Here is a 23,649-nt window from a genome sequence, read left to right as displayed (position 1 = left end):
ATTAGACGTTGCTTGGTGATGACTTACGAATCACGCGTGGGACATTGACTCTATTCTCAATTGAGACAGGTTCATACACCACACGACCTTTTTCCGAGTCATAGCGCATTTCAACATGCCCGGTCAACGGGAAGTCTTTACGTAACGGATGACCGACAAAACCGTAATCGGTAAGAATGCGACGCAGATCAGGGTGACCGTTGAAAATAATCCCCATCATGTCGAACGCTTCACGTTCGAACCAATTGGCAACATTCCACACATCGATCACGCTGTCTACGATTGGCATCTGAGAATCTTCAGCAAACACCTTAACGCGCACACGATTATTATTCGCTACAGACAATAGGTGATAAACCACGGCGAAACGGCGTGGCATATCGATATTTTCGTCTTGTTCATCTTCGGCGAAATCAAACACACCACGACTAAAGCCTTTATTTGGTGCGCTCATGGTTTCCCAGTTGGCCTGACCGTAGTCAAGGTAATCGACACCACATAGATCGATTAACTGTTCAAACCCTAAATCGTCACGCAATGCAGTTAAAGCGGTAACGACATCTTTTGGTGCGACTTCGATAGTTAATTCATCTAGCGCAATGCTGGTATCAACCAGTTGTGAGCCCAACACCTGCTGAATCTTATTTTGTAAATCCAATACTGACTGTTTCATAGTAGGTCTACTTTGTAATTATTTAACGAGCAATCGTGTTAGTGCGTTTAATCTTATTCTGCAACTGGACAATACCGTATAGCAGCGCTTCAGCAGTTGGCGGACACCCCGGGACATAAACATCAACCGGAACAATGCGGTCACAACCACGAACTACTGAATAGGAATAATGGTAATAACCACCACCGTTGGCACATGAACCCATTGAGATAACCCAACGAGGTTCCGCCATCTGGTCGTAAACCTTTCGTAAAGCAGGTGCCATTTTGTTTACCAGGGTACCAGCAACCACCATGACATCAGATTGACGTGGACTTGGACGGAAAATAATACCGAAACGGTCTAAATCGTAACGCGAAGCACCGGCATGCATCATTTCTACCGCACAGCAAGCCAAACCGAATGTCATCGGCCATAAAGAACCAGTACGCGCCCAGTTAATGAGTTTGTCAGCAGATGTAGTAACTACACCTTCTTTCAAAACACCTTCTACTCCCATTCAAGCGCTCCTTTTTTCCATTCGTAAATAAAGCCAACTACCAACAGTGACAAGAAAACACCCATTGCCAACAGACCGAATGTACCGATTTCGTCTAGCACAATCGCCCACGGGAAAAGGAAAGCAATTTCCAAATCGAAAATAATGAACAAAATCGCCACCAAATAGAAACGCACGTCGAATTTCATTCGAGCATCTTCAAACGCTTCAAAACCACACTCATAAGGCGAGTTTTTTTCTGGATCAGGCTTTTGTGGTCCAAGTAGATAACCGATTAAAATCGGTCCTACACCAAATAAAATCCCCAGTACAACAAATACCAGGATTGGAAGATAGTTTTCTAGCATGGGTTTTAGGCCTCGTCTAGCAAGTCAAAGCCGCAGCGAACCTCGCTACGGCAGTCGTTAATATGGTGCCGATGGGCGGACTCGAACCGCCACAGCTTGCGCTACCACCCCCTCAAGATGGCGTGTCTACCAATTTCACCACATCGGCTAAATATTCTTATTCTGGCACCACAGGTGCTGTTGAGTCTTTTTCAACTTCGATGGCAGCAGGCGCTTTATTGGTAACGCTCTGATACCCTTTGGCTTGCTCGCTGGCAATGTAAGCCAACACCAAACTGGTAATAAAGAAGGCGGTTGCGACGATTGCAGTCATTCTTGATAAGAATGTTGCTGAACCACCGCTTCCAAATACGGATTGCGATGTTCCGCCTCCACCAAAGTTTGCACCAGCATCAGCACCCTTACCGTGTTGAACCAACACAAGAGCCACTAAAACTACTGCAATAATAAGATGTATTGTTAATACAATTCCAAACATGTTTTTATCCTGCCGCTTTACAAATAGCGATAAAGTCATCGGCGCTCAATGAAGCACCACCAATCAAACCACCGTCGATATCTGCTTGACCAAACAATTCTTTCGCATTGTCAGGTTTCACACTACCGCCGTATTGAATAATTACCTTGTCGGCCACTGCCGCATCAAGTTTCGCCAACATGCCACGAATAAAGGCATGAACGTCTTGCGCTTGCTGTGGTGACGCTGTCACACCAGTACCAATTGCCCAAACCGGCTCATAGGCGATAACGATATTATTGAAACCTTCAATACCGACCGCATCCAGCACGGCATTGATTTGGGTTGCAATGACCTGTTCCATCACGCCGGACTCGCGCTCTTCCAAAGTTTCACCAACACACAAAATCGGTGTCAAACCTGCCTCTAAAGCGACCTTAACCTTGTTTGCAATTTGCGCGTCCGTTTCGCCATAAATCGCTCGACGTTCTGAGTGACCCAAAATCACATAACGACACGCCATATCATTCAGCATTGCCGCTGACACCTCTCCGGTAAACGCACCCTGAACGGCTTCTTCTGCCATGTTTTGCGCGCCCAAAGAAATTTTATTTGTCGAAAGTGCTTGATTAGCATAATCTATGTAAATCGCGGGTGGACAAACCGCTACATCAACATCTCCGATTTGATCAGCTTGACTGTTCAATCCATTAACAAGGTCTAAGATCATCGCCTTAGAGCCGTGCATTTTCCAGTTACCTGCAACAAACGGTTTTCTCATTTACTAATCTCCAACACAAAAGTTTTACAATATTAGCGTTTTCTTGACTTAAAAACAATCTTGCATTTTCACGAAATTTCTGATTGAACCACCTGAATTAGGCGCTCTGCAAGGCTTTGGATGACATTTAAATCCTGCCCTTCGACCATTACCCTGATCAAAGGTTCGGTACCGGATGCTCTTACCAAAACTCGTCCGTTTTGCGCCAATTCAACTTCAGCCTGCTCGATCGCCAATTGTAATTCGTTGCTTTGCATAATGCGCTTGGCATCATCAACTCGTTGATTCAATAAAACTTGTGGGTAAACCTCGACATCATCCAGCAGCTCCGTCAGGGTTTTTGCCGACTGAACCAAAGCGGACATCACTTGCAACGCAGCGACGATACCATCACCGGTTGAGATCTTATCCAAACACAACACATGACCCGATTGTTCGGCACCAAATACCCAGCCACGCTCGGTCAATAATTCTTTAACGTAGCGATCACCGACCGCAGAACGGGCAAAATCGATTCCTTGCGCCCTAAAGGCGTTTTCCACACCCAGATTACTCATAACCGTACCGACCACACCTTCGACTCGACGCTGCGCCCGGGTAGCCAGAATATAGAGAATCAAATCACCATCGATCACTTCACCACGGCAGTTGACCATCATCACACGATCGCCATCACCATCGAAAGCAATCCCCAGATCGGCTTGATTCTCGACCACCGCCGCTTGCAACGCATCCAGATGCGTCGCCCCACACCCTTGGTTGATATTCATGCCATCCGGCTGAGCACCGATGGTAATGACTTTAGCCCCCAACTCTTTAAATACATGCGGAGCAATATGATAGGTAGCGCCATGCGAACAATCCAAGACAAGGTTAAATCCGTCCAGCTTTATTTTGGCATCATAGGTACTTTTACAAAATTCAATGTAGCGACCGGCAGCGTCATCGATACGCTTGGCCTTACCCAGCTCTTCGGACTCGACAACATCCATATCTTCTTCAAAAGCGGCTTCAATCGCCAGTTCAAGCTCATCGCTGATTTTCACACCGGCCGCCGAGAAAAACTTAATTCCGTTATCATGATGCGGATTATGTGAAGCACTGATCACCACGCCCATATCGGCATTGAAGGTTTGTGTCAGATAAGCCACCGCGGGAGTTGGCATAGGACCCAGCAACATAACATCGATACCTGCGGCAATAAACCCGGCCTCCAGTGCGGATTCAAACATATAGCCGGAGATGCGGGTATCCTTACCGATCATGACCTTTGACATACCGCGCTCACGCATAATCTTACCGGTTGCCCAGCCCAGCTTTAGCACCTGATCCGGACGAATCAGACCTGATCCAACGCGGTTACGAATACCATCTGTACCAAAATATTTTTTTTGCATAAAGATTCCCAACGGCTATTTGACAGCTTTAAATAGGATTAAATTAATGCCGAAACCGTACGTAAAGCCTGAAGAGTCTGCTCGACATCATGCACCCTGACAATTTGGGCGCCCTTCAGACCGGCCAATACCGCGGCAGAAACACTACCAACCATACGTTGTTCAACCGGTAAATCGGCTTCATTTGAAGCGAGTATCTGACCTATCATGCGCTTTCTTGAAACCCCCACCAAAAGCGGATAGCCCAACAGCAACATCTGATCCAAATCATTAAACAGCTGAGTATTATGCTGTAAATTCTTGCCAAAGCCAAATCCGGGGTCGAGAATAATGCGCTGCTTGACAATACCGGCCTGCTCGCAGACCTGGGCACGCTGCATCAGAAAGTCACTCACCTCAACAACCACATCATCATAATGCGGACTGTTCTGCATCGTATCCGGGGTACCCTGCTTATGCATCAGACAAACCGAAACATCACTATTTGCGACCACTTCCAACGCGCCTTCGGCCTGCAGGGCATTGACATCGTTGACGATATCGACACCGGCTTGAATAGCCTGCTTCATCACCTCAGCCTTATAGGTATCAATCGATAAAGCCACTTCATGGTTTTGCTTAATCCATTCGATGACCGGCATCACCCTTTGCAGCTCGATATCGAGCGATACTTTTTCCGCTCCCGGACGGGTAGATTCACCACCAATATCAATAATATCGACTCCGGCTTTAATCATAGCTTCAACCTGCTGCTTGATGACATCCATGACAACAAATTGACCACCATCGGAAAACGAGTCCGGGGTAACATTGAGAATCCCCATCACCAACGGCATGCCGGCACGACTGGATTCAAGTTTTTGTAACGCTTGCGCTATATCGAACATAATGACTCCAAAAAAAAACCCCGAAACATTCGGGGTTTGCTAGAGAGGTAAACGGCTTAATGCAGTTTAGGCTCTCCACTATCAGATTCAGCCTTATCACCACTTAGGTCATCTTTAACCAAATCATCTTTATTATCCGAATCCGCATCGGTTTTCGCTTCAACGTCATCTTCCGCTGCGGAACTACCACTACTTGATTCATCATCCGGCTTGCGTTCCTGCCAGTCCTTCGGCTCTCCTGGCGGCAAGCCTTCCATAATATTCTTGATCTGCTGAGAATCAATGGTTTCGTATTGCATCAATGCCTCAGTCATAATCTCAAGCTTCTCGGCATTATCCAACAGAATCTGTTGGGCGCGTTTGTAGTTGCGGTCGATAATATTGCGGATCTCAACATCAATCTGCTTTGAAATCTCTCCGGAAACATTGGCATTACGGGAAGTTCCCATAAAGCCACCCTTATCTTCCTCTTCATACATCAAAGGACCCAGATTATCCGACAAGCCCCATTTGGTGACCATATTGCGGGCAATCGCCGTGGCACGTTCAATATCGTTACTGGCACCCGTGGTTACCGCATCAGGACCGTAAATCTGTTCTTCAGCGATACGTCCGCCATACAAACTCGACAACTGACTTTCGAGCTTACGTTTTGAATAACTGTAGCTGTCCTCTTCAGGAAGATACATAGTCACCCCAAGAGCACGACCACGCGGCATAATCGACACCTTATAAACAGGATCATGCTCAGGCACCAGATAACCGACAATAGCGTGCCCGGCTTCATGATAAGCTGTCATACGGCGTTCTTTTTCATTCATCACCATCGACTTACGCTCGACACCCATCAAAATCTTGTCTTTGGCTTTTTCAAAGTGCTTCTGAGTAACCAGTTTGCAGTTTTCACGCGCCGCAAACAATGCCGCCTCGTTAACCAAGTTGGCCAAATCCGCACCGGAGAATCCTGGCGTACCACGAGCGATATACGATGGATTAACATCATCAGCCAAAGGCACTTTACGCATATGCACTTTTAGAATCTGCTCACGACCACGAATATCCGGCAGACCTACAGTCACCTGACGGTCGAAACGACCAGGACGCAATAACGCCGGGTCAAGCACGTCGGCACGGTTAGTCGCGGCAATAACGATAATCCCTTCATTGCCTTCGAAACCGTCCATTTCCACCAGCATCTGGTTCAATGTCTGTTCACGCTCATCGTTACCGCCGCCCATACCGGTACCACGGCTACGACCTACCGCATCGATCTCATCGATAAAGATAATACATGGGGCATGCGCTTTGGCCTGTTCAAACATATCACGAACACGTGAAGCCCCCACACCGACAAACATCTCAACAAAATCAGAACCTGAAATGGTAAAGAACGGCACCTTGGCTTCACCGGCAATCGCTTTCGCCAATAGAGTCTTACCCGTACCAGGAGGCCCGACCATTAAGACACCGCGAGGGATATTCCCACCCAGATTTTGGTATTTTGACGGATCCTTAAGGAAATCAACAATTTCACCAACTTCTTGCTTGGCTTCATCGGCACCGGCAACATCATCCAAGGTCACCTTATTTTGATCATCCGTCAGCATACGAGCCTTACTCTTACCAAAAGACATAGGTCCGCCTTTACCGCCCATGCCGCCACCGACAGATCGCATAAAGAAAATCCATACCGCAATCAACAGCAGCATCGGGAACCAGGAAATAAAGATCTGCATCAACACACTCTGTTTCTCAGGTGGTTGTGCACTGACCTTGACTTGATTATCCAATAGATCACCCATCAAACCTGGATCGCCTGGGTTATAGGTAGTGAATGCATCACCATTGGTATAGACACCACGGATGGTCTGGCCTTCGATATTGACACTACTGACCTGGCCTTGATGAACCATTTCAATAAAATCAGAATAGTCCAAACGCCCCGAAGAACCTTGACCCTGTGAGCCAAAATGGTTGAACACAGACATCAATACCATTGCGACGACTGTCCAAATTAGCACATTTTTTAACATATCATTTTTCATTGCGTAACCTTAGTTAACTCAGCATTGTTCTCTATAATGTTCTTGATATTTTTTTGAGTCTTATCTCTTTTTAAGACAGCAATTCTAAGCGTTTTCTTCCAACAAAATTACTTTACCATATTTTGCGATAAAAATATTTTATCGGAACAACTATCTGTTGCCTGCAAACATCAAGATTTTTTGCCTCGCGCGAGCAAGTAAATCTCTTTACTTCTAGGGCGCGAAGCCTTTGGTTTCCGGGTAATTACCTTGCTGTATTTACCGCGCAAATCATTAATTAATTCGTTATAACCTTCACCCTGGAAAACCTTCATCAGCAGATCGCCATTCTTTTTCAATACTTGATCGGCCAATTCCACACACAACTCCACGAGATACATGGCACGAGGAATATCAACCCCTTTATTGCCACTCATATTCGGTGCCATATCCGACATCACCACATCGACATCACGACCCTGTAACGCATCAAGCAATTTTTGGTACACCTCATCTTCACGGAAATCACCTTGAATAAAGGTCACCCCGGCAAAAGGTTCAACCGGCAAAATATCCAAGGCAAACACTTCACCTTTGCCACCGACCTTATGGGTTGTCCACTGCGACCAGCCACCCGGAGCGGCCCCTAGATCAACGACACACATACCTTGTTTGAACAGTGCGTCTTTTTCATCGATTTCCTGCAACTTATAAATTGCACGCGAACGCCAACCATCCTGCTTGGCTTTGGCAACGTAATAATCGTCAAAATGTTCTTTTAACCAACTTGAGCTGGATTTACTTCTCGCCATAAGGTGTTTTCAACTACAATATAACAACTTTATTATTAATAACTCATATTGGAAATTTCAATGAGCCAACCTGAAAAATTATCCAAATCCCAAGAGAAATTTCTCAAAGGCATTGCTCACCATATCAACCCGATGATCATTATCGGTGCCAAAGGCGTGACGGATAGCCTGATGAAAGAGCTGGATAAAACCCTAGAACATCACGAACTGTTAAAAATCAAAATCGCCATCGGTGATCGTGACGACCGCAAACAGATCGTTGACCACATCATTGATCAAACCGGGGCTTTACTAGTACAAAGCATCGGTAAAACGGTAGTGATTTTCCGCCAATCGGAAGAGAGTGAGTTTTCCCTACCTAAATAATTTGCCATTCGCAAGCTGTTGACCACTCACACAATAAAGCCGCTCAAAGTTAACCTTAAGAGCGGCTTTTTCATTAACAAAACACCTATCGCTCACTGCCTTTAAGCAATCAGCTGATCCAAACCTCGCGCCAAATCGGCTTTAATATCTTCAATCGATTCCAAGCCAACCGACACTCGTACCAGATTATCGGTAATCCCGGCTTTTAGACGAGCTTCTGGTTCGACACGACTGTGTGTTGTTGTCGCAGGATGGGTAATACTGGTCTTCACATCCCCGAGGTTCGCGGTAATCGACAACATCTGTGTACTGTCGATAACCAGCCAAGCGTTATCCTTACCACCCTTGACGGTAAAGGTAACCAAGCCACCACCGGCAGACTGCTGTTTTTGCGCCAATTCATACTGCGGGTGAGATTTCAGCCCAGGGTAGAATACTTTTTCCACCGCCGGATGCTCGGTTAACCACAGCGCCAACTGCATGGCATTTTCACAATGCGCTTTCATGCGCACCGGCAAAGTTTCCAACCCTTTCAAGAAAATCCATGCATTGAAAGCACTCATTGTTGGCCCGGCGGTCCGCATAAAACCTCTAACCGGCTCTTCAATCAGCTCGGCTGAACCGACAACCGCACCACCAATACCTCGGCCTTGACCATCAATAAACTTGGTCGCTGAGTGAATAACAATATCCGCGCCCTGTTCCAACGGACGCTGCAGCACCGGTGTGCAGAAACAGTTATCCACAATCAATAAACAGTCATTCGCTTTGGCAAGTTGACTTAAAGCCTGCATATCGGCAATATCGGTCAACGGATTGGATGGTGTTTCTAAAAACAGCGCTACCGTATTCTCCTGAATCGCCGCTTGCCATTCGCTAATATCGGTTTGTGAGACAAAGCTGACATCGACTCCAAACTTGGCCAGATATTTGGTAAACAGAACTTTGGTTGTACCGAAAATACTTTGTGATGAAACAATATGGTCACCGGCTTTGCAGTGCCCCATAAAAGTCGACAGGATGGCGGACATGCCCGAAGCGGTTCCGACACAGGACTCCCCCCCTTCCATTAAAGCCAAACGCTTTTCAAAGGTACGCACGGTCGGATTGGTGAAACGCGAATAGATATTGCCCGGCTCATCACCACCGAAACGCGCAGCCGCCTGTGCCGCGGATTCATAACGGAAGCTAGAAGTCGGAAAAATCGTTTCACTGTTTTCCTGCTCTGGCGTTTGATCATAGCCGGCACGAACTGCCAGCGTTTCTATATCAAATTCATTCATCGCATTACCTAATTCATTTACCGGCTTGTCATTAAGGCCATCAAACAACGTCCATTAAGAACCGTTGTGCAAGCCCATGCCTTCCTGTCCTGTGACCTGCTTAGTAGCCTTAGCATCATCGTTGCGGCTGGTATCTAAAGATGCCAAATATTCAGGTGTAATGTCACCGGTAGCGTAAACACCGCTAAAACATGAAGTATCAAACTGCTTGATACTGTCGTTGCCCACGCTTACCGCATCAATCAGGTCTTCCAAATCTTGATAGATCAACTTATCACAACCAATGATTTCTGCGACCTCTTCGGTTGTGCGATTGCTTGCCACCAGCTCAGATGGAGACGGCATATCAATACCGTAAACATATGGGTAACGAACGGCCGGTGCCGCTGATGCGAAATAAACCTTGCTTGCCCCGGCTTCACGTGCCATTTGTACGATTTGCCCGGAGGTCGTACCACGCACAATCGAGTCATCGACCAATAAAACGTTCTTGCCTTCAAATTCCAAATCAATCGGATTTAGCTTTTGGCGCACGGATTTCTTACGCAACTGCTGTCCCGGCATAATGAAGGTACGACCGATATAACGGTTTTTCATAAAGCCTTCACGGTATGGTTTACCCAAAGCGGTCGCCAACTCCAACGCCGAAGTACGACTGGTATCCGGAATCGGCATGACCACGTCAATATCGTGATCCGGCCATTCACGCAAAATCTTCTCAGCCAACTTCTCACCCATACGCAGGCGAGACTTATACACAGAGATATCGTCCATCATCGAATCCGGACGGGCAAAGTAGACGTATTCGAAAATACATGGCGAATAAACCGGGTTTTCAGCACATTGCTGGTAAGAGATTTGGCCGTCTTCGGTAATCACGACCGCTTCACCTGGCGCCAAGTCCTTTTCCAAAGTGAAACCAAGACCGCTCAAAGCAACCGATTCGGAGGCAACCATATAATCCGTACCTTTCTCGGTAACACGTTTACCGACCACAATCGGACGCAAGCCGAACGGGTCACGGAACCCGACCAGACCGAAACCGGCGATAATCCCTACTGCAGCATAACCACCACGAACTCGCTTATGAACGTTTTCCACCGCTTTGAATACATCGGCATGATTGATTTCCAGCTTTTTCTGTTGCATCAATTCATGCGCAAATACATTCAAAAGAACTTCGGAGTCAGAATTGGTGTTTAGGTGACGTAAATCTGTGCGATAGATTTCTTCAGCTAATTGTTCGGCATTGGTCAGGTTGCCGTTATGCCCCATGGCAATACCGTATGGAGAGTTCACATAAAACGGCTGGGCTTCGGCACTTGATGAAGAACCCGCTGTCGGATAACGAACATGACCGATACCGGTTGTTCCCAAAAGGTCACGCATGTGTCTGGTACGAAAAACGTCTTTTACCAAACCATTATCTTTACGCTGGTAAAAACGTCCGTTTTCACAAGTCACAATCCCTGCTGCATCCTGACCACGGTGCTGTAAAATCGTTAAGGAGTCATAGATCTCCTGATTAACGTAATTTCCCGTACCCGATACAATCCCAACAATACCGCACATCTTCGCACACTCTCTTAATTAATCTATCGCTTATGCTTTTAGTTTTAAGATTACTAATCGCTTAAAAAAACCATGTTTTTTAAGCGATTCTATAAATTTCTAACGTGATTCGACCACCACGCCATTAGTTCGCAACATTTTATCTAATTTAGCCTTATCTTTGTCAGCTTTAGCACGAGAAAAATAAGGACCGGTTCTCACCGAATAGACTTTGCTCTTTTCAAAATATTTGATTTTGGCTTCATAACCCCACAAATCGAGCTTGCCAAGAAGATCATTGGCATCTTTAATATCGCTAAAACTTGACAGACGTAATATCCATTGCGGGCTTGCCGCCTCTTTTGGCGCAATGCTTTTAGCTGTGACCGGCGTTTTGTTTTCAACGTGTGCTTGCTTGGCAGCGCTTTTTTCCGCATCGTCTTTGTTTAAAGAGGCTAGCGTTTCACTTAATTTATCCAATGCCTGCTGTTTGCGCTGACTCTCTTCTGAAGCGGCAACACTGGCCATATCCAACTTAATGGCCTCGCGCTGTTGCTCGGCATCGGTTCTTGGCTCAATAGCCTGGGCAGGCAATCGAAATGGCTGTTCAATGACCGGTAAGGTGCTCTTATTGTGCTGTAACACCGCACCATCGGGCTGAAAATTTACCGGATCGCTATACCAGCTGGGAACAATAATCACCAGCAGACCCAACCAAATCGAAGCGCCGATCAAACGATATTTACTGATTAAATCCATGAATCGTCTTTAAAACCCTTTAACCTTTTCAGTAAACAGGAGAGATAGAGGCCGTCTCACGGCCTAAATTTTGCCAAGTTTGTAAAGCCTGTGCCACAGTAAAAAAGGATCCCCACACCAAAACTTGATTATCCTTTTTTTGTGCCGCCAATTTGACTGCTTGATCTATTGTACTACAGGCTTGCACTTGTTCCGAAGCAACTCCAGCATTGATTAGTATCTGCTCAAGCTTCACGATGCTGCTGGCACGGGGAATCTGCAAATCGGCTAGCAACCAATAATCGACAAAAGGTGCGACCGCTTCGACCATCGGCAGCATATCCTTATCGTCCAAAGCGGAAAAAACCGCCACTCTGGGCACGCTTTGCTGTATTGATGTGTTTTCAGCGTCAATCTGCTGCAAACTTCGCGCCAGGACTTGAGCCGATTGCGGATTATGTGCGACATCTATCAACCAAGCCTGTCCGTCTAGATCGCGCCACTCCATTCGACCGGCATGCGAGACCTGTTGCAATCCCTGATTGATCTGTTCATCTGAAACTTTAAAACGATCTTGCAAACGCGCGACCACTTCCAGCACACCAGCGGCATTTTGCAGTTGAAAATCGCCGCTAAGTGCGGGCCTGCAATAAGACCGCGCCTGTGGCGAAACGGAAGATGTCATCGACCAACTATCTTTAGATAATGCTTGATAGTTATAATCGCGCGCCAACAAAGTCAACTTGGCATCCAGCTTATCGGCATACTCAATCAGTGTCGCCGGCACAGTCGGGTCGGAACAGACCGCCATACGTTCAGCACGCATAATACCGGCTTTTTCAATCGCGATTTGAGCGCGATCATCACCAAGCCAATCGATATGATCTATATCAATCGCAGTAACCAGCGCCATATCGGCATCGACCACATTGACCGCATCCAAACGCCCGCCAAGACCGACTTCCAACACAATCAAATCAAGGCCGGCTTGCTGGAAAATCACCAACGCCGCTAAGGTAGAAAACTCAAAATAGGTTAATTTGATCTCACCACGGGCTTGTTCAATAGTGACAAATGCATCAACAATCTGCTGCTTGCTGACAGGATGACCGTTGATTTTAATGCGTTCGCTAAAACAATGGATGTGTGGTGACGTGTAGGTACCGACCGTTAAACCGGCTTGTGCATAGATGGATGACAACATGGCCACACTCGAGCCCTTGCCATTAGTACCGGCAACGGTGATCACAAAAGGTGTCGGTTTTTGCACGCTAAGCTTTTCAGCTACCTTGGCTATGCGTTCAAGACCTAGGTCAATTTCTTGGTTATGCAGGTTTAATAACCAATCCACCCAGGTTTCCAGGCTGGATTGGCTAGTCGGCGTATTCATTAGGGATAAGACTCGAAACTAACGATTTTGTATGGCAATCACTGCAAACACGACAATCTGACTTATGCAGGAACATTCATCAGCATTTTGCAGATATCTGACAATTCATTGCGCAGTTCATGACGATGGATAATACGGTCGATTGCACCATGTTCCAGCAAGAACTCACTGCGCTGAAAACCTTCCGGCAACTTCTCACGCACCGTCTGTTCAATAACACGAGGGCCGGCAAAACCGATCAGCGCTTTAGGTTCGGCAACATTCAAATCACCCAACATCGCAAAACTGGCGGAAACCCCACCCATTGTCGGGTCGGTCAATACTGAAATAAACGGTAGACCTTCAGCTCGCAGTCGCCCTAAAGCGGCACTGGTTTTAGCCATTTGCATTAGCGAGAACAATGCTTCTTGCATACGAGCACCACCACTGGCGGAGAAACAGATAAACGGCGTTTTGTCGGCAATGGCCTGATCTACTGCGCGAACGAATTTCTCGCCGACAACCGATCCCATTGACCCCCCCATAAAACCGAATTCAAACGCTGCCGCCATAACCGGCAAACCATTGATACTACCCGAGCCGGTAATAAACGAATCCTTTTCACCTGTGGCACGTTGCGCTTGGGCGATTCGATCTTTATATTTTTTCAGGTCTTTAAACTTCAAACGGTCAACCGGTGAAATATCTGCCGAGGTTTCAACAAATGAACCTTCATCCAAAAACGTCTCCAAACGCTGACGACCACCTAAACGCATATGATGATCGCACTTCGGGCAGACCTCTTGGTTGCGCTTCACCTCTGCGCGGTATAAGGTACTTTCACACTTCGGGCACTTAGTCCAAAGTCCTTCCGGTACTGATTTCTTACGCTCAGTTACCTGCTTGATGCTTGGTAGAATCTTTTCAAACCAATTCATAATTTCTCCTGCCCTTGCGGCTATACTTGTGCGTCTGCTCGATCGATAGCAGAACGGAATTCGGTCATTTTCTCACCAATTGCCAGGTGAATATCATACAGCCCTTTGGCTTCATTCGCTTCAATCAACGATACCAGTGCCGAGCCGACAATCACCGCATCACCGATTTTGGCCATTTCATAAGCGGTTTCACCATTACGGATACCAAAGCCGATTCCCATCGGTAGATTAATGGTCGATTTCAAACGCGCCAACTGCTTGGCGACATCAGCGACATCGAGTTCTTTAGAACCGGTCACACCTTTGAGCGAAACATAATAAACAAAACCACTGCCTTTCTCGTTGACCGCTTGTAAACGACTATCAGGGGTCGTTGGCGACACCAAAAAGACGCGATCCAAATCCTTGGCTTGTAGCGACTGTAGATAACCTGATGACTCTTCAGGTGGCATATCAACCGTTAAAACGGCATCGACACCGACCGAACTGGCGGCATTGGCAAACTCTTCATAACCTTCGGCTTCGATCGGGTTTAAATAGCCCATCAGGATAATCGGTGTCTGAGTATCTTTTTCACGAAAAACGCGAACATACTCTAGAACATCATCTAGGCTGACATTATGCGCCAAAGCACGTTCGACAGCTTTTTGAATCACCGGACCATCGGCCATCGGATCCGAAAACGGCACACCCAGCTCGATCATATCGGCACCCTTTTCGACTAAAAGATGCATTAAATCCACTGTCGCCTTAGGCGTCGGATCACCGGCGGTGATATACGGAATCAAAGCGGTTTTACCGGCCGCTTTCAAATCCGCTAAAGTCTGTTGTATTCTGCTCATAATTTCTAAATTCTCTAAAATTCTTAGCTCATAAGTAACATATTACTTACTATCTTAAGCGCTATGAGAGCTTCAAGTTCTAGGCGGTGGCTTTCTGATAAAGCACAGTTACTTTAGTAAATGAGCATTAGCAGGAGGCATCCAACAAAGAAATTGAAACTCGCAATCGCTTAAAAATCGAAACCTTCAATTTGTGCGATGGTGTTCATATCCTTATCGCCCCGCCCGGACAAGTTGACAATAATTGTCTGATCTTGCGACATGGTCGGCGCAATTTTGCTGGCATAGGCAATCGCATGACTTGATTCCAGCGCGGGAATAATCCCTTCAAAACGGGTCAAATCCCTAAAGCCTTGAAGCGCTTCTTCATCGGTGATAGCGACATAATCAACACGCCCGATATCTTTTAACCATGCGTGCTCAGGACCAACCCCAGGATAATCCAATCCGGCCGAAATCGAGTGCGTGCCTAAAATTTGACCGTGCTCATCCTGCATCAGATAAGTACGGTTACCATGCAATACTCCCGGTTTACCGCAGCACAAAGGCGCGGCATGTTCACCGGTTTCCAAACCATGGCCTGCCGGTTCAACACCGTAGATTTTTACCGAATCGTCCGCCAAGAACTTATGAAATAGTCCGATAGCATTGGAACCACCACCGACACAAGCAATAATCGCGTCCGGTAACTTGTTTTCTTTTTCTAGAATCTGTTCACGTGCTTCTTCACCAATCACGGCCTGGAAATCACGTACCATAGCAGGATACGGGTGTGGTCCGGCAACGGTACCGATAATATAGAAGGTATCGTCGACATTAGTAACCCAGTCACGCATCGCTTCATTCAAAGCATCTTTCAAAGTACGTGAACCGGATTCGACCGGAACCACCGTAGCACCGAGCATCTTCATGCGCGCCACATTCGGAGCCTGACGCACAACATCGTCCGCTCCCATATAAACCACGCACTCCAAACCCAGACGCGCCGCAACCGTGGCACTGGCCACACCATGCTGACCGGCACCGGTTTCGGCGATAATACGTTTTTTACCTAGGCGCTTGGCCAACAATGCCTGACCGATGGTGTTATTCACCTTATGAGCCCCGGTATGGTTCAGGTCTTCACGTTTCAAATAGATTTTTGCGCCGCCCAATTCGTCCGACCAGCGTTTGGCGTAATACAACGGCGTTGGACGACCTACATAATCGCGTAAATCCTGAGCGATCTCATCCAAAAATGCCGGATCATTTTTTACGCTCTCATACTCTTGATTCAGCTGCTCCAAAGCCGCCATTAAGGTTTCTGGCGCAAAGATTCCGCCATAAGGACCGAAATGCCCATTTTTATCTGGAAACTGTGAAAAATCTATCGTCATCTTAATACCCGCTTAATATCGCTTAACTTGTTTGCTTAGCCGTGAACATGTCACGATTTGCCAAATGCACAACCTGCATAAACTTTTGAATTTTATCGGCACTTTTAATGCCTTTTTGCGCTTCAACACCGCCACTGATATCCACGGCGTAAGGCGCGGCCGTCTCGATGGCTTCACCAACATTCTCGGCACTCAAACCACCGGCGAGAATAATGGGCTTTTTAAAATCCTTTGGCACCCACTGCCAATTGAACTGCTCCCCCGTACCTCCTGGAATACCCGGAATATAGGCATCCAACAGCAGGCCCGAAGTATCATTATAATCGTCAGCAATCTGTTCAAGATCGGTGTCCTCTCGCATACGTACCGCTTTGATATAGGGCCGATTGAACTGGCGACAATACTCGGCGGATTCATCGCCATGAAATTGCAATAGATCGATATCGACCTGAGCCAAAACCTGCTCGACGTACTCAACGCTGGCATCAACAAACAGTGCTGTTTTAGTCACAAATGCCGGTAGCGCTTTGCTGATTTGCGCCGCCTGATCTATGGCGACATTACGAGGGCTTGGCTCATAGAACACCAAGCCGATGGCATCGGCACCAGAACAGATCGCTGCCTGCGCATCCTGCAATCGGGTAATGCCACAAATTTTTACACGAGTACGACAGCTCAAAGCACAGTCCTAAATAATACGCCGCTTAGTTCCACAGCAGTTCGTTTAATTCAACCTGCTGAATCTTACATTCATCAGGATAAATCGCATTAACAAAATAAAGCCCACTTGCCGGCGCCGTCGGCGCCGCCCGAGTCCGATCTTTACCTTCTAGCAGTTCAGCCACCCAAACCTCAGGCTTCAGACCACGGCCAACCGCCATCAAGGTGCCGCTGATATTACGCACCATATGATGCAAAAAGGCATTGGCGCGAATATCGATAAACACCATATCGCCATGACGACTGACGTTTACCGACTGGACTTCGCGGCGCGCATGACTGGCCTGACAGGAAGAGGCGCGAAACGCACTGAAATCCTGCTCACCTATCAAGGCTTGGGCAGCGCGATGCATCGCCTGCTCATCAAGTCTATGCGGCTCCCAGGTAACACGATTATGCAAAACAGCAGAATGAACATCACGATTAAAGATCACATAACGGTATTGACGGGCAACCGCGCTAAAACGGGCATGAAACTCCGGCTCTTGAAACTGAGCCCATGCCACACGAATTTCACCCGGCAACTTGGTATTGACACCTTGCACCCAAGCTTTCAAAGGTCTTTGAGCAGTGGTTTCAAAATGCACTACCTGACCTAATGCATGAACGCCTGTATCAGTACGACCGGCACAAAACAACTCTATCGGCTGATCGGCAATCTGGGTCAACGCCTGCTCAAGTTCCTGCTGCACCGACAAGCAATGACTTTGGCGTTGCCAGCCGCAATAATGAGTACCTTGATACTCAACGCCCAATGCGACCTTTATGGTTTGTTCTGTTTGTTCCACCTGATATAACGTTATTTCAAGTAGTCTTTAATCAGCACTTCTGCAATCTGTACCGTATTAGTCGCCGCGCCTTTACGTACGTTATCTGCGACCACCCAAATATCCAGACCGTTTTCTACAGTAATGTCTTCGCGTACACGACCGACATATACTGGGTTGGTATTCGCGGCGTCTGTTACCGCTGTCGGGTAGCCACCATCAACATGCTCATCTACCAAGACAACGCCATCGGCTTTCTCGAACAGCGCCTTGGCTTCGGCTGCCGTGATTTTCTTATCGGTTTCGATATGCACCGCTTCCGAGTGACCGAAGAACACCGGCACACGTACCGCAGTCGGGTTAACCAGAATAGAGTCGTCACCCATAATCTTTTTGGTTTCCCAAACCATTTTCATCTCTTCTTTGGTGTAACCGTTATCCATAAACACATCGATTTGTGGAATACAGTTAAACGCGATCTGCTTAGGATAAACTTCGGTTTCAACCGGTTTCATATTCAATAAATTTGCGGTCTGCTTAGCTAGCTCTTCAATCGCCTCTTTTCCAGAACCCGAAACCGCTTGATAAGTCGCCACATTAATACGCTTAATACCCACCGCATCATAGATTGGCTTTAACGCCACCAACATCTGAATGGTAGAGCAGTTAGGGTTGGCGATAATACCGCGGTTTTTATAACCGGCTACCGCACCAGGGTTAACCTCTGGTACAACCAATGGAATATCGTCTTCATAACGGAACTGAGATGTATTGTCGATTACCACGCAACCGGCTTCTGCCGCTTTGGGCGCATAAACCGCAGAAATACTAGCCCCCGGGGAGAACAGGCCGATTTGCGCTTTGGAAAAATCAAAGGTCTCCAAATCCAACACTTCTACCCATTTACCTGCGAATTCGATTTTCTTACCGGCAGAACGGCTACTCGCCAATGGATAAAGGTTTCCTACAGGGAAATTGCGCTCTTCCAAAACTTTTAAGATGGTTTCACCAACAGCACCGGTTGCACCAACAACGGCTACATCATATAACTTAGTCATTATTAATCCCTTAATTCTTTACTACTTTTGTAGCGCGAATATTTTCAATTTCTCAATTACCGAGCAGCTTATTCCACTTCGGCTTTATGTTCTTCTTTTTTCTCGGTCAGAACAGACGGTTTGTCTTTCTTCTGACTCAATTGTGCAAAGGTTTCCGGCAGACTAACTACCATACCACCTTCTGTCATTTCATGACTTTGACCAATAAACTTACCGCCGGTCTCAACCGTGAACTCACCGCTGATAACCTCACCGATTAATTTACCGGTCTGCAAAATTTCCAGCCTTTCACAGGCAACCTTGCCATCCAATACGCCGCTTAAAACAATCGATCTGGCTTTAACCAAGCCTTTAATCTGCCCGGTACGACCGATAGAGACATCAAACTCGCTATCGATAATACCTTCGACTCGTCCATCTATATGCAAAGGGCCTTTCAGTTCGGTCATTTCACCGCTGATAAAGCAACCTTCCGAGACAATTGTTTTTCCACCTTCTTTACCGTTGTGTCGACGCTTCGAGTTAAAGATGCCCATGGTACCCCTTTCACCTTGTCAAAAAGTTCATCATAAGTTTCCAGCTTCCATTTATCGAATGGCAGCGGATTCAAACGATGGTGTAAAAACCAAATTTCATAATGCAAATGCGGCCCCGACGAGCGTCCGGTTGTCCCGGTCTCACCAATCTTTTGCCCTTTTTGCACCATTTGACCAACCTTGACCGAACGCTGACTCAAATGCCCATATCGGGTTTTGAAGCCATTGGCATGCAAAATGGTCACCAAATTACCGAAACCGCTCTCCTCACTATAGGAGGAATACTGCACAATACCATCCGCTGTGGCAATAACCTCATCACCGGTACGAGAGCGATAATCAATCCCACCATGCATATGCTTTTTTTGCGTTAACGGGTGCTTGCGATAACCGTATTTACTGGTTATACCTTTATATTCCGCCACAGGATGACCATTAGGCGTAATACTCAACATAATATTTTTACCCAAGGTGTTGAGCTGAACACGTTTGACACGCTCATCATAAGGCAGGTTTTCAGGCTCTTCCGAATCGATTCCTACCAAAGTCTCCAAACCTTGCAAGGACTGATCCAAAAACTCGAGTTGCGCGTTTTTCTGCTCCAAATCGTCTTCCAATACACTTTTTTCGGTAAGAAGACTTTCATAATCCGCACGCGTTTTACTCAGGGTCACATTATAGTGTTCGATCGTTGCCTGATTTCTTGCCTCAAGCTCATTTGCCTGGTTCGCCAACCACCATAGTGAAAAGGCTCCCACCGTCCAAATTAGCGCAAAAACCCCCAGTATCACCCAAGCAAACTTGCGAAAGAAATGCTTGAATGAATAGTGGCGTGAGCCATGTACATCACTAATCGTGACGGTAAAATAATTTCTCATAAGATGGTTACCGCTGAAAGGGGTTAGCTTCCAACTAGCTTAATTGAGCTTTTACAAAGCTGCAACTACCGCATCCCCCATTTCACTACAACTGACTTTAGTCATGCCGTCTGAATAGATGTCACCGGTACGCAATCCTTGATCCAACACCTTAGAAATAGCGTTTTCGATCTTAACCGCCAAATCTTCACGCCCCAGAGAATAACGTAACATCATTGCTGCAGAGAGGATGGTTGCCAATGGGTTAGCGATATTCTGTCCGGCGATGTCCGGTGCAGAACCGTGGCTAGGTTCATACATACCCTTATTGTTTTCATCCAATGACGCTGAAGCCAACATACCGATCGAACCGGTCAACATTGAAGCTTCATCAGACAAAATATCACCGAACATATTTCCGGTTACCATGACGTCGAACTGCTTAGGATTCAAGACCAACTGCATTGCCGCGTTATCCACATACATATGCTTAACTTCGACTTCAGGGTACTGAGGTGCGATTTCATCGACCACTTCACGCCACATTTCTGTCACTTCCAATACGTTAGCCTTATCTACAGAAGTCAGCTTTTTATTACGCTTCATCGCTGCCTGGAAAGCAACGTGTGCAATACGCTTCACTTCAGACTCGGAATAGACATAGGTGTTATAACCTTGACGCTCACCGTTTTCCAAGGTGCGGATACCACGTGGCTGACCGAAATAGATACCACCGGTCAATTCACGCACAATCAGAATATCCAGACCGGCAACCACTTCAGGCTTCAACGTAGAAGCCGAGGCCAACTGTGGAAAAAGTACCGCTGGACGAAGGTTGGCGAACAAGTTCATCTCTTTACGCAAACGCAAAAGACCTTTTTCAGGACGCACTGAAATATCTAAAGACTCCCACTTATAACCACCAACAGCGCCCAGCAATACCGCATCAGACGCTTGCGCCTTATCCATGGTTTCATCAGCCAGTGGTACGCCGTGGACATCGTAAGCCGCACCGCCAACCAGGTCTTCTGTCATCTCGATATCAAGATTGTCAGACGCCTTAAGCGCTTCTAAAACCTTTACCGCTTCAGCGGTAATTTCCGGACCGATACCGTCACCAGGAAGAATCAATACTTGTTTTGTCATTTTTCTACTCTTTAATCACTCAATTTTTATAAATTCTGTTTCGTGCCGAGCCGCTTAGTTGGCGAATAGCCACGGCGCCTGCTGCTTACGCTTTTCTTCATAAGCCTTAATATCGGCTTCATGCTGCAAGGTTAGACCGATGTCATCCAAACCGTTCAATAAGCAGTGACGTCGGAAACTGTCAACCTCAAAAGCAACGCTTTCTCCATTGGCCTTAACTAACTTCTGGTTCTGCAGATCAACGGTCAGCTGATAACCTTCTTCGCTATCAACTTCCTTAAACAAATCGTCAACGGTTTTATCATCCAGCACAATTGGTAAAATGCCGTTTTTAAAACAGTTATTAAAAAAGATATCGGCAAAACTTGGGGCGATTACGACATCGAAACCGTAATCTTTCAACGCCCAAGGGGCATGTTCACGACTCGAACCGCAACCGAAGTTTTCACGAGCCAACAGGATTTTCGCTCCTTGGTAACGTGGCTGATTCAATACAAACTCTTTACGCAATGGTCGTTGCGAGTTATCAGAATCCGGCTCACCGACATCTTCATAACGCCATTCATCAAACAAGTTAGGGCCAAAACCGCTACGTTTGATCGACTTTAAAAACTGTTTTGGAATGATCGCATCGGTATCGACATTAGCGCGATCCATTGGTGCCACAATGGCGGTGAATTTTACAAACTTATCCATCTTAATCTCTCCGCTACTGTGTTATAGGTAATCACGAACATCAACAAAATGACCCGCGACAGCGGCCGCAGCGGCCATTTGCGGACTCACCAGATGAGTACGCCCGCCAGCCCCCTGACGCCCTTCAAAGTTACGGTTTGAAGTCGATGCACAATGCTTTCCGCTCGGTAGCTTATCGGCATTCATTGCCAAACACATCGAACAACCCGGGTTACGCCACTCAAAACCGGCTTCGATAAAGATCTTATCCAAACCTTCGTCTTCAGCCTGCTTTTTCACCAGACCGGAACCCGGCACCACCAGCGCCTGCTGCACAGAGTCGGCTACCTTCTTGCCTTTCAACACGGCTGCCGCGGCACGGAAATCTTCGATACGAGAGTTGGTACAAGAACCGATAAAGACATAATCGACCGGAATATCCTTAACCGGCATATCGGCTGTCAACCCCATATAATCTAAAGCGCGCTGAATACCCGCTGCCTTGACCGGATCCACTTCCTTGGCTGGATTCGGCACAATGCCGTTAACATCCAACACCATTTCAGGTGAAGTCCCCCAAGAGACCTGCGGATCGATACTGGAACCATCCATTTCGACAACAATATCGAACTTAGCATCATCATCTGATTTCAAGTCCTGCCAAGCTGCTACGGCCTGATCCCACTGCTCACCTTTTGGTGCGAAGGGGCGCCCCTTCACATAATCAATAGTCTTTTCATCAACCGCTACCATACCGACACGAGCACCGGCTTCAATCGCCATATTACAGACCGTCATACGCCCCTCAATAGACATATCGCGGAAAACCTGACCACCAAACTCAATCGCACATCCGTTACCGCCGGCGGTACCGATCTTGCCGATAATCGCCAAGACCACATCTTTTGGACCAACACCCGGCTTAAGCTGACCGTCAACCTTGACCAACATGTTTTTCATTTTTTTCTGGATCAAACACTGCGTCGCTAACACATGCTCAACCTCGGAAGTACCGATACCATGCGCCAACGCACCCAGCGCACCGTGTGTCGCAGTATGTGAATCACCACAAACCACAGTCATACCCGGCAAGGTCGCCCCCTCTTCCGGCCCGACAACGTGAACGATACCCTGACGAATATCGCCCATAGCAAACTCAGTAATACCAAATTCACGTGTATTCATCCCTAAAGTCTCAACCTGAATACGGGAGACCGGATCTTTAATACTTGCCACACCGCCGGTTAAATCGGTAGTCGGCACATTATGGTCGGGAGTCGCCAAATTGGTATCGATACGCCATGGCTTACGATTGGCTAGTCGCAGACCTTCAAACGCCTGTGGTGAAGTTACTTCATGTAATAGCTGGCGATCAATATAAATTAACGCCGTTCCATCTTCCTCTTGACGCACAACATGCGCATCCCACAATTTATCGTATAAAGTCTTTGCTGACATAGCTCTTAAATCCAACTTCTGAAAAAATTACAAATAGTAGAAAATTATATCACTTCAAGCGTTATCCAGCATAGTAAAATACACCAAACCGA

The 23,649-nt window shown here is 46.9% G+C and carries 25 protein-coding genes and 1 tRNA gene; 1 reads left to right on the top strand and 25 read right to left on the bottom strand.

From position 1 onward, the window contains the following. Window position 1: 1 nt before the first annotated feature. The 10 genes from FE785_RS03475 to rlmE form a co-directional block, all read right to left on the bottom strand. Window positions 2-673: an NADH-quinone oxidoreductase subunit C gene (locus tag FE785_RS03475; RefSeq protein WP_138564439.1), complete on the bottom strand. Its 672-nt coding sequence runs from the start codon at window positions 671-673 to the stop codon at window positions 2-4. 22 nt (window positions 674-695) lie between these two features. Continuing rightward, a complete protein-coding gene (locus tag FE785_RS03470; RefSeq protein ID WP_029407874.1) occupies window positions 696-1,172 on the bottom strand; it encodes a NuoB/complex I 20 kDa subunit family protein in 477 nt (158 codons plus the stop codon). Continuing rightward, the gene (locus tag FE785_RS03465; RefSeq protein WP_138564438.1) at window positions 1,163-1,519 is read right to left on the bottom strand and encodes an NADH-quinone oxidoreductase subunit A; all 357 of its coding nucleotides are present in this window, start codon (window positions 1,517-1,519) and stop codon (window positions 1,163-1,165) included. Before FE785_RS03465 ends, FE785_RS03470 begins: the two co-directional genes overlap by 10 nt. A gap of 63 nt (window positions 1,520-1,582) precedes the next feature. Next, a tRNA-Leu gene (locus FE785_RS03460) sits at window positions 1,583-1,667 on the bottom strand. A 9-nt stretch (window positions 1,668-1,676) separates the two neighbouring features. Further along, window positions 1,677-1,997 carry a preprotein translocase subunit SecG gene (gene secG, locus FE785_RS03455; protein ID WP_138564436.1) on the bottom strand — a complete coding sequence of 107 codons (321 nt, stop codon included), beginning with the start codon at window positions 1,995-1,997 and terminating at the stop codon, window positions 1,677-1,679. 4 nt (window positions 1,998-2,001) lie between these two features. Then, window positions 2,002-2,757, bottom strand: coding sequence for a triose-phosphate isomerase (gene tpiA, locus FE785_RS03450; RefSeq protein WP_138564434.1), 756 nt, complete (start codon window positions 2,755-2,757; stop codon window positions 2,002-2,004). Window positions 2,758-2,825: 68 nt separating this feature from the next. Continuing rightward, window positions 2,826-4,154 (bottom strand): phosphoglucosamine mutase, encoded by a 1,329-nt coding sequence (glmM, locus tag FE785_RS03445; protein ID WP_168188901.1) that lies wholly within the window; start codon window positions 4,152-4,154, stop codon window positions 2,826-2,828. A 38-nt stretch (window positions 4,155-4,192) separates the two neighbouring features. Next, window positions 4,193-5,041, bottom strand: coding sequence for a dihydropteroate synthase (gene folP / locus FE785_RS03440; protein ID WP_138564432.1), 849 nt, complete (start codon window positions 5,039-5,041; stop codon window positions 4,193-4,195). A gap of 56 nt (window positions 5,042-5,097) precedes the next feature. Next, window positions 5,098-7,086 (bottom strand): ATP-dependent zinc metalloprotease FtsH, encoded by a 1,989-nt coding sequence (ftsH, locus tag FE785_RS03435; RefSeq protein WP_238696345.1) that lies wholly within the window; start codon window positions 7,084-7,086, stop codon window positions 5,098-5,100. 170 nt (window positions 7,087-7,256) lie between these two features. After that, entirely contained in the window at window positions 7,257-7,877 is a 621-nt protein-coding gene (rlmE, locus tag FE785_RS03430) for a 23S rRNA (uridine(2552)-2'-O)-methyltransferase RlmE (protein ID WP_138564430.1), read from the bottom strand. 60 nt (window positions 7,878-7,937) lie between these two features. On the opposite strand from rlmE, the gene yhbY reads away from it, so the two are divergent. After that, window positions 7,938-8,243: a ribosome assembly RNA-binding protein YhbY gene (gene yhbY, locus FE785_RS03425; protein WP_138564428.1), complete on the top strand. Its 306-nt coding sequence runs from the start codon at window positions 7,938-7,940 to the stop codon at window positions 8,241-8,243. Between the two features lie 101 nt (window positions 8,244-8,344). On the opposite strand, the gene FE785_RS03420 is transcribed toward yhbY, so the two are convergent. From FE785_RS03420 to leuC, 15 genes are all read right to left on the bottom strand, one after another. Continuing rightward, the gene (locus FE785_RS03420) at window positions 8,345-9,526 is read right to left on the bottom strand and encodes an O-succinylhomoserine sulfhydrylase (protein ID WP_138564426.1); all 1,182 of its coding nucleotides are present in this window, start codon (window positions 9,524-9,526) and stop codon (window positions 8,345-8,347) included. 54 nt (window positions 9,527-9,580) lie between these two features. Continuing rightward, window positions 9,581-11,098, bottom strand: a complete 1,518-nt coding sequence (purF, locus tag FE785_RS03415) for an amidophosphoribosyltransferase (protein ID WP_138564424.1) — start codon at window positions 11,096-11,098, stop codon at window positions 9,581-9,583. A gap of 99 nt (window positions 11,099-11,197) precedes the next feature. Continuing rightward, window positions 11,198-11,836: an SPOR domain-containing protein gene (locus FE785_RS03410; RefSeq protein WP_138564422.1), complete on the bottom strand. Its 639-nt coding sequence runs from the start codon at window positions 11,834-11,836 to the stop codon at window positions 11,198-11,200. Between the two features lie 28 nt (window positions 11,837-11,864). Next, window positions 11,865-13,205, bottom strand: a complete 1,341-nt coding sequence (gene folC / locus FE785_RS03405; RefSeq protein ID WP_138564420.1) for a bifunctional tetrahydrofolate synthase/dihydrofolate synthase — start codon at window positions 13,203-13,205, stop codon at window positions 11,865-11,867. 62 nt (window positions 13,206-13,267) lie between these two features. Further along, the gene (gene accD / locus FE785_RS03400; RefSeq protein WP_138564418.1) at window positions 13,268-14,122 is read right to left on the bottom strand and encodes an acetyl-CoA carboxylase, carboxyltransferase subunit beta; all 855 of its coding nucleotides are present in this window, start codon (window positions 14,120-14,122) and stop codon (window positions 13,268-13,270) included. A 20-nt stretch (window positions 14,123-14,142) separates the two neighbouring features. Continuing rightward, window positions 14,143-14,964 carry a tryptophan synthase subunit alpha gene (trpA, locus tag FE785_RS03395; protein ID WP_138564416.1) on the bottom strand — a complete coding sequence of 274 codons (822 nt, stop codon included), beginning with the start codon at window positions 14,962-14,964 and terminating at the stop codon, window positions 14,143-14,145. Window positions 14,965-15,134: 170 nt separating this feature from the next. Further along, the gene (trpB, locus tag FE785_RS03390; RefSeq protein WP_138564414.1) at window positions 15,135-16,340 is read right to left on the bottom strand and encodes a tryptophan synthase subunit beta; all 1,206 of its coding nucleotides are present in this window, start codon (window positions 16,338-16,340) and stop codon (window positions 15,135-15,137) included. Window positions 16,341-16,362: 22 nt separating this feature from the next. Further along, entirely contained in the window at window positions 16,363-17,019 is a 657-nt protein-coding gene (locus tag FE785_RS03385) for a phosphoribosylanthranilate isomerase (protein WP_138564412.1), read from the bottom strand. A 25-nt stretch (window positions 17,020-17,044) separates the two neighbouring features. Beyond that, the gene (gene truA / locus FE785_RS03380) at window positions 17,045-17,848 is read right to left on the bottom strand and encodes a tRNA pseudouridine(38-40) synthase TruA (protein ID WP_238696338.1); all 804 of its coding nucleotides are present in this window, start codon (window positions 17,846-17,848) and stop codon (window positions 17,045-17,047) included. Window positions 17,849-17,859: 11 nt separating this feature from the next. Further along, a complete protein-coding gene (locus FE785_RS03375; RefSeq protein WP_138564410.1) occupies window positions 17,860-18,885 on the bottom strand; it encodes an aspartate-semialdehyde dehydrogenase in 1,026 nt (341 codons plus the stop codon). A gap of 68 nt (window positions 18,886-18,953) precedes the next feature. Continuing rightward, a complete protein-coding gene (locus FE785_RS03370; protein ID WP_238696332.1) occupies window positions 18,954-19,334 on the bottom strand; it encodes a polymer-forming cytoskeletal protein in 381 nt (126 codons plus the stop codon). Next, a complete protein-coding gene (locus FE785_RS03365) occupies window positions 19,331-20,299 on the bottom strand; it encodes a M23 family metallopeptidase (protein WP_138564406.1) in 969 nt (322 codons plus the stop codon). The genes FE785_RS03370 and FE785_RS03365 overlap by 4 nt, the downstream gene beginning before the upstream one ends. Before the next feature lie 51 nt (window positions 20,300-20,350). Beyond that, window positions 20,351-21,424 (bottom strand): 3-isopropylmalate dehydrogenase, encoded by a 1,074-nt coding sequence (gene leuB, locus FE785_RS03360; protein WP_138564404.1) that lies wholly within the window; start codon window positions 21,422-21,424, stop codon window positions 20,351-20,353. 54 nt (window positions 21,425-21,478) lie between these two features. Then, complete coding sequence (leuD, locus tag FE785_RS03355; RefSeq protein WP_202978320.1) at window positions 21,479-22,120, bottom strand: 3-isopropylmalate dehydratase small subunit; 642 nt, start codon at window positions 22,118-22,120, stop codon at window positions 21,479-21,481. A gap of 21 nt (window positions 22,121-22,141) precedes the next feature. Further along, window positions 22,142-23,557 carry a 3-isopropylmalate dehydratase large subunit gene (leuC, locus tag FE785_RS03350; protein WP_138564400.1) on the bottom strand — a complete coding sequence of 472 codons (1,416 nt, stop codon included), beginning with the start codon at window positions 23,555-23,557 and terminating at the stop codon, window positions 22,142-22,144. Window positions 23,558-23,649: the final 92 nt, after the last annotated feature.

Origin of the sequence: Thiomicrorhabdus sediminis (genome assembly GCF_005885815.1) — a bacterium.
GTDB lineage: Bacteria > Pseudomonadota > Gammaproteobacteria > Thiomicrospirales > Thiomicrospiraceae > Thiomicrorhabdus > Thiomicrorhabdus sediminis.
This window is presented reverse-complemented; position numbering and strand designations above follow the sequence as displayed.

Excerpts from the sequence above, each read along its gene's own strand:
- purF (WP_138564424.1), bottom strand. The coding sequence starts at position 11,098 with ATGTGCGGTATTGTTGGGATTGTATCGGGTACGGGAAATTACGTTAAT.
- trpB (WP_138564414.1), bottom strand. The coding sequence starts at position 16,340 with ATGACGATAGATTTTTCACAGTTTCCAGATAAAAATGGGCATTTCGGT.
- leuB (WP_138564404.1), bottom strand. The coding sequence starts at position 21,424 with ATGACAAAACAAGTATTGATTCTTCCTGGTGACGGTATCGGTCCGGAA.
- ftsH (WP_238696345.1), bottom strand. The coding sequence starts at position 7,086 with ATGAAAAATGATATGTTAAAAAATGTGCTAATTTGGACAGTCGTCGCA.
- FE785_RS03370 (WP_238696332.1), bottom strand. The coding sequence starts at position 19,334 with ATGACCGAACTGAAAGGCCCTTTGCATATAGATGGACGAGTCGAAGGT.
- folC (WP_138564420.1), bottom strand. The coding sequence starts at position 13,205 with ATGAATACGCCGACTAGCCAATCCAGCCTGGAAACCTGGGTGGATTGG.
- folP (WP_138564432.1), bottom strand. The coding sequence starts at position 5,041 with ATGTTCGATATAGCGCAAGCGTTACAAAAACTTGAATCCAGTCGTGCC.
- secG (WP_138564436.1), bottom strand. The coding sequence starts at position 1,997 with ATGTTTGGAATTGTATTAACAATACATCTTATTATTGCAGTAGTTTTA.
- trpA (WP_138564416.1), bottom strand. The coding sequence starts at position 14,964 with ATGAGCAGAATACAACAGACTTTAGCGGATTTGAAAGCGGCCGGTAAA.
- tpiA (WP_138564434.1), bottom strand. The coding sequence starts at position 2,757 with ATGAGAAAACCGTTTGTTGCAGGTAACTGGAAAATGCACGGCTCTAAG.
- leuD (WP_202978320.1), bottom strand. The coding sequence starts at position 22,120 with ATGGATAAGTTTGTAAAATTCACCGCCATTGTGGCACCAATGGATCGC.
- FE785_RS03470 (WP_029407874.1), bottom strand. The coding sequence starts at position 1,172 with ATGGGAGTAGAAGGTGTTTTGAAAGAAGGTGTAGTTACTACATCTGCT.
- FE785_RS03365 (WP_138564406.1), bottom strand. The coding sequence starts at position 20,299 with ATGAGAAATTATTTTACCGTCACGATTAGTGATGTACATGGCTCACGC.
- glmM (WP_168188901.1), bottom strand. The coding sequence starts at position 4,154 with ATGCAAAAAAAATATTTTGGTACAGATGGTATTCGTAACCGCGTTGGA.
- yhbY (WP_138564428.1), top strand. The coding sequence starts at position 7,938 with ATGAGCCAACCTGAAAAATTATCCAAATCCCAAGAGAAATTTCTCAAA.
- FE785_RS03375 (WP_138564410.1), bottom strand. The coding sequence starts at position 18,885 with ATGACTAAGTTATATGATGTAGCCGTTGTTGGTGCAACCGGTGCTGTT.
- accD (WP_138564418.1), bottom strand. The coding sequence starts at position 14,122 with ATGAATTGGTTTGAAAAGATTCTACCAAGCATCAAGCAGGTAACTGAG.
- FE785_RS03410 (WP_138564422.1), bottom strand. The coding sequence starts at position 11,836 with ATGGATTTAATCAGTAAATATCGTTTGATCGGCGCTTCGATTTGGTTG.
- FE785_RS03465 (WP_138564438.1), bottom strand. The coding sequence starts at position 1,519 with ATGCTAGAAAACTATCTTCCAATCCTGGTATTTGTTGTACTGGGGATT.
- rlmE (WP_138564430.1), bottom strand. The coding sequence starts at position 7,877 with ATGGCGAGAAGTAAATCCAGCTCAAGTTGGTTAAAAGAACATTTTGAC.
- FE785_RS03420 (WP_138564426.1), bottom strand. The coding sequence starts at position 9,526 with ATGAATGAATTTGATATAGAAACGCTGGCAGTTCGTGCCGGCTATGAT.
- leuC (WP_138564400.1), bottom strand. The coding sequence starts at position 23,557 with ATGTCAGCAAAGACTTTATACGATAAATTGTGGGATGCGCATGTTGTG.
- FE785_RS03475 (WP_138564439.1), bottom strand. The coding sequence starts at position 673 with ATGAAACAGTCAGTATTGGATTTACAAAATAAGATTCAGCAGGTGTTG.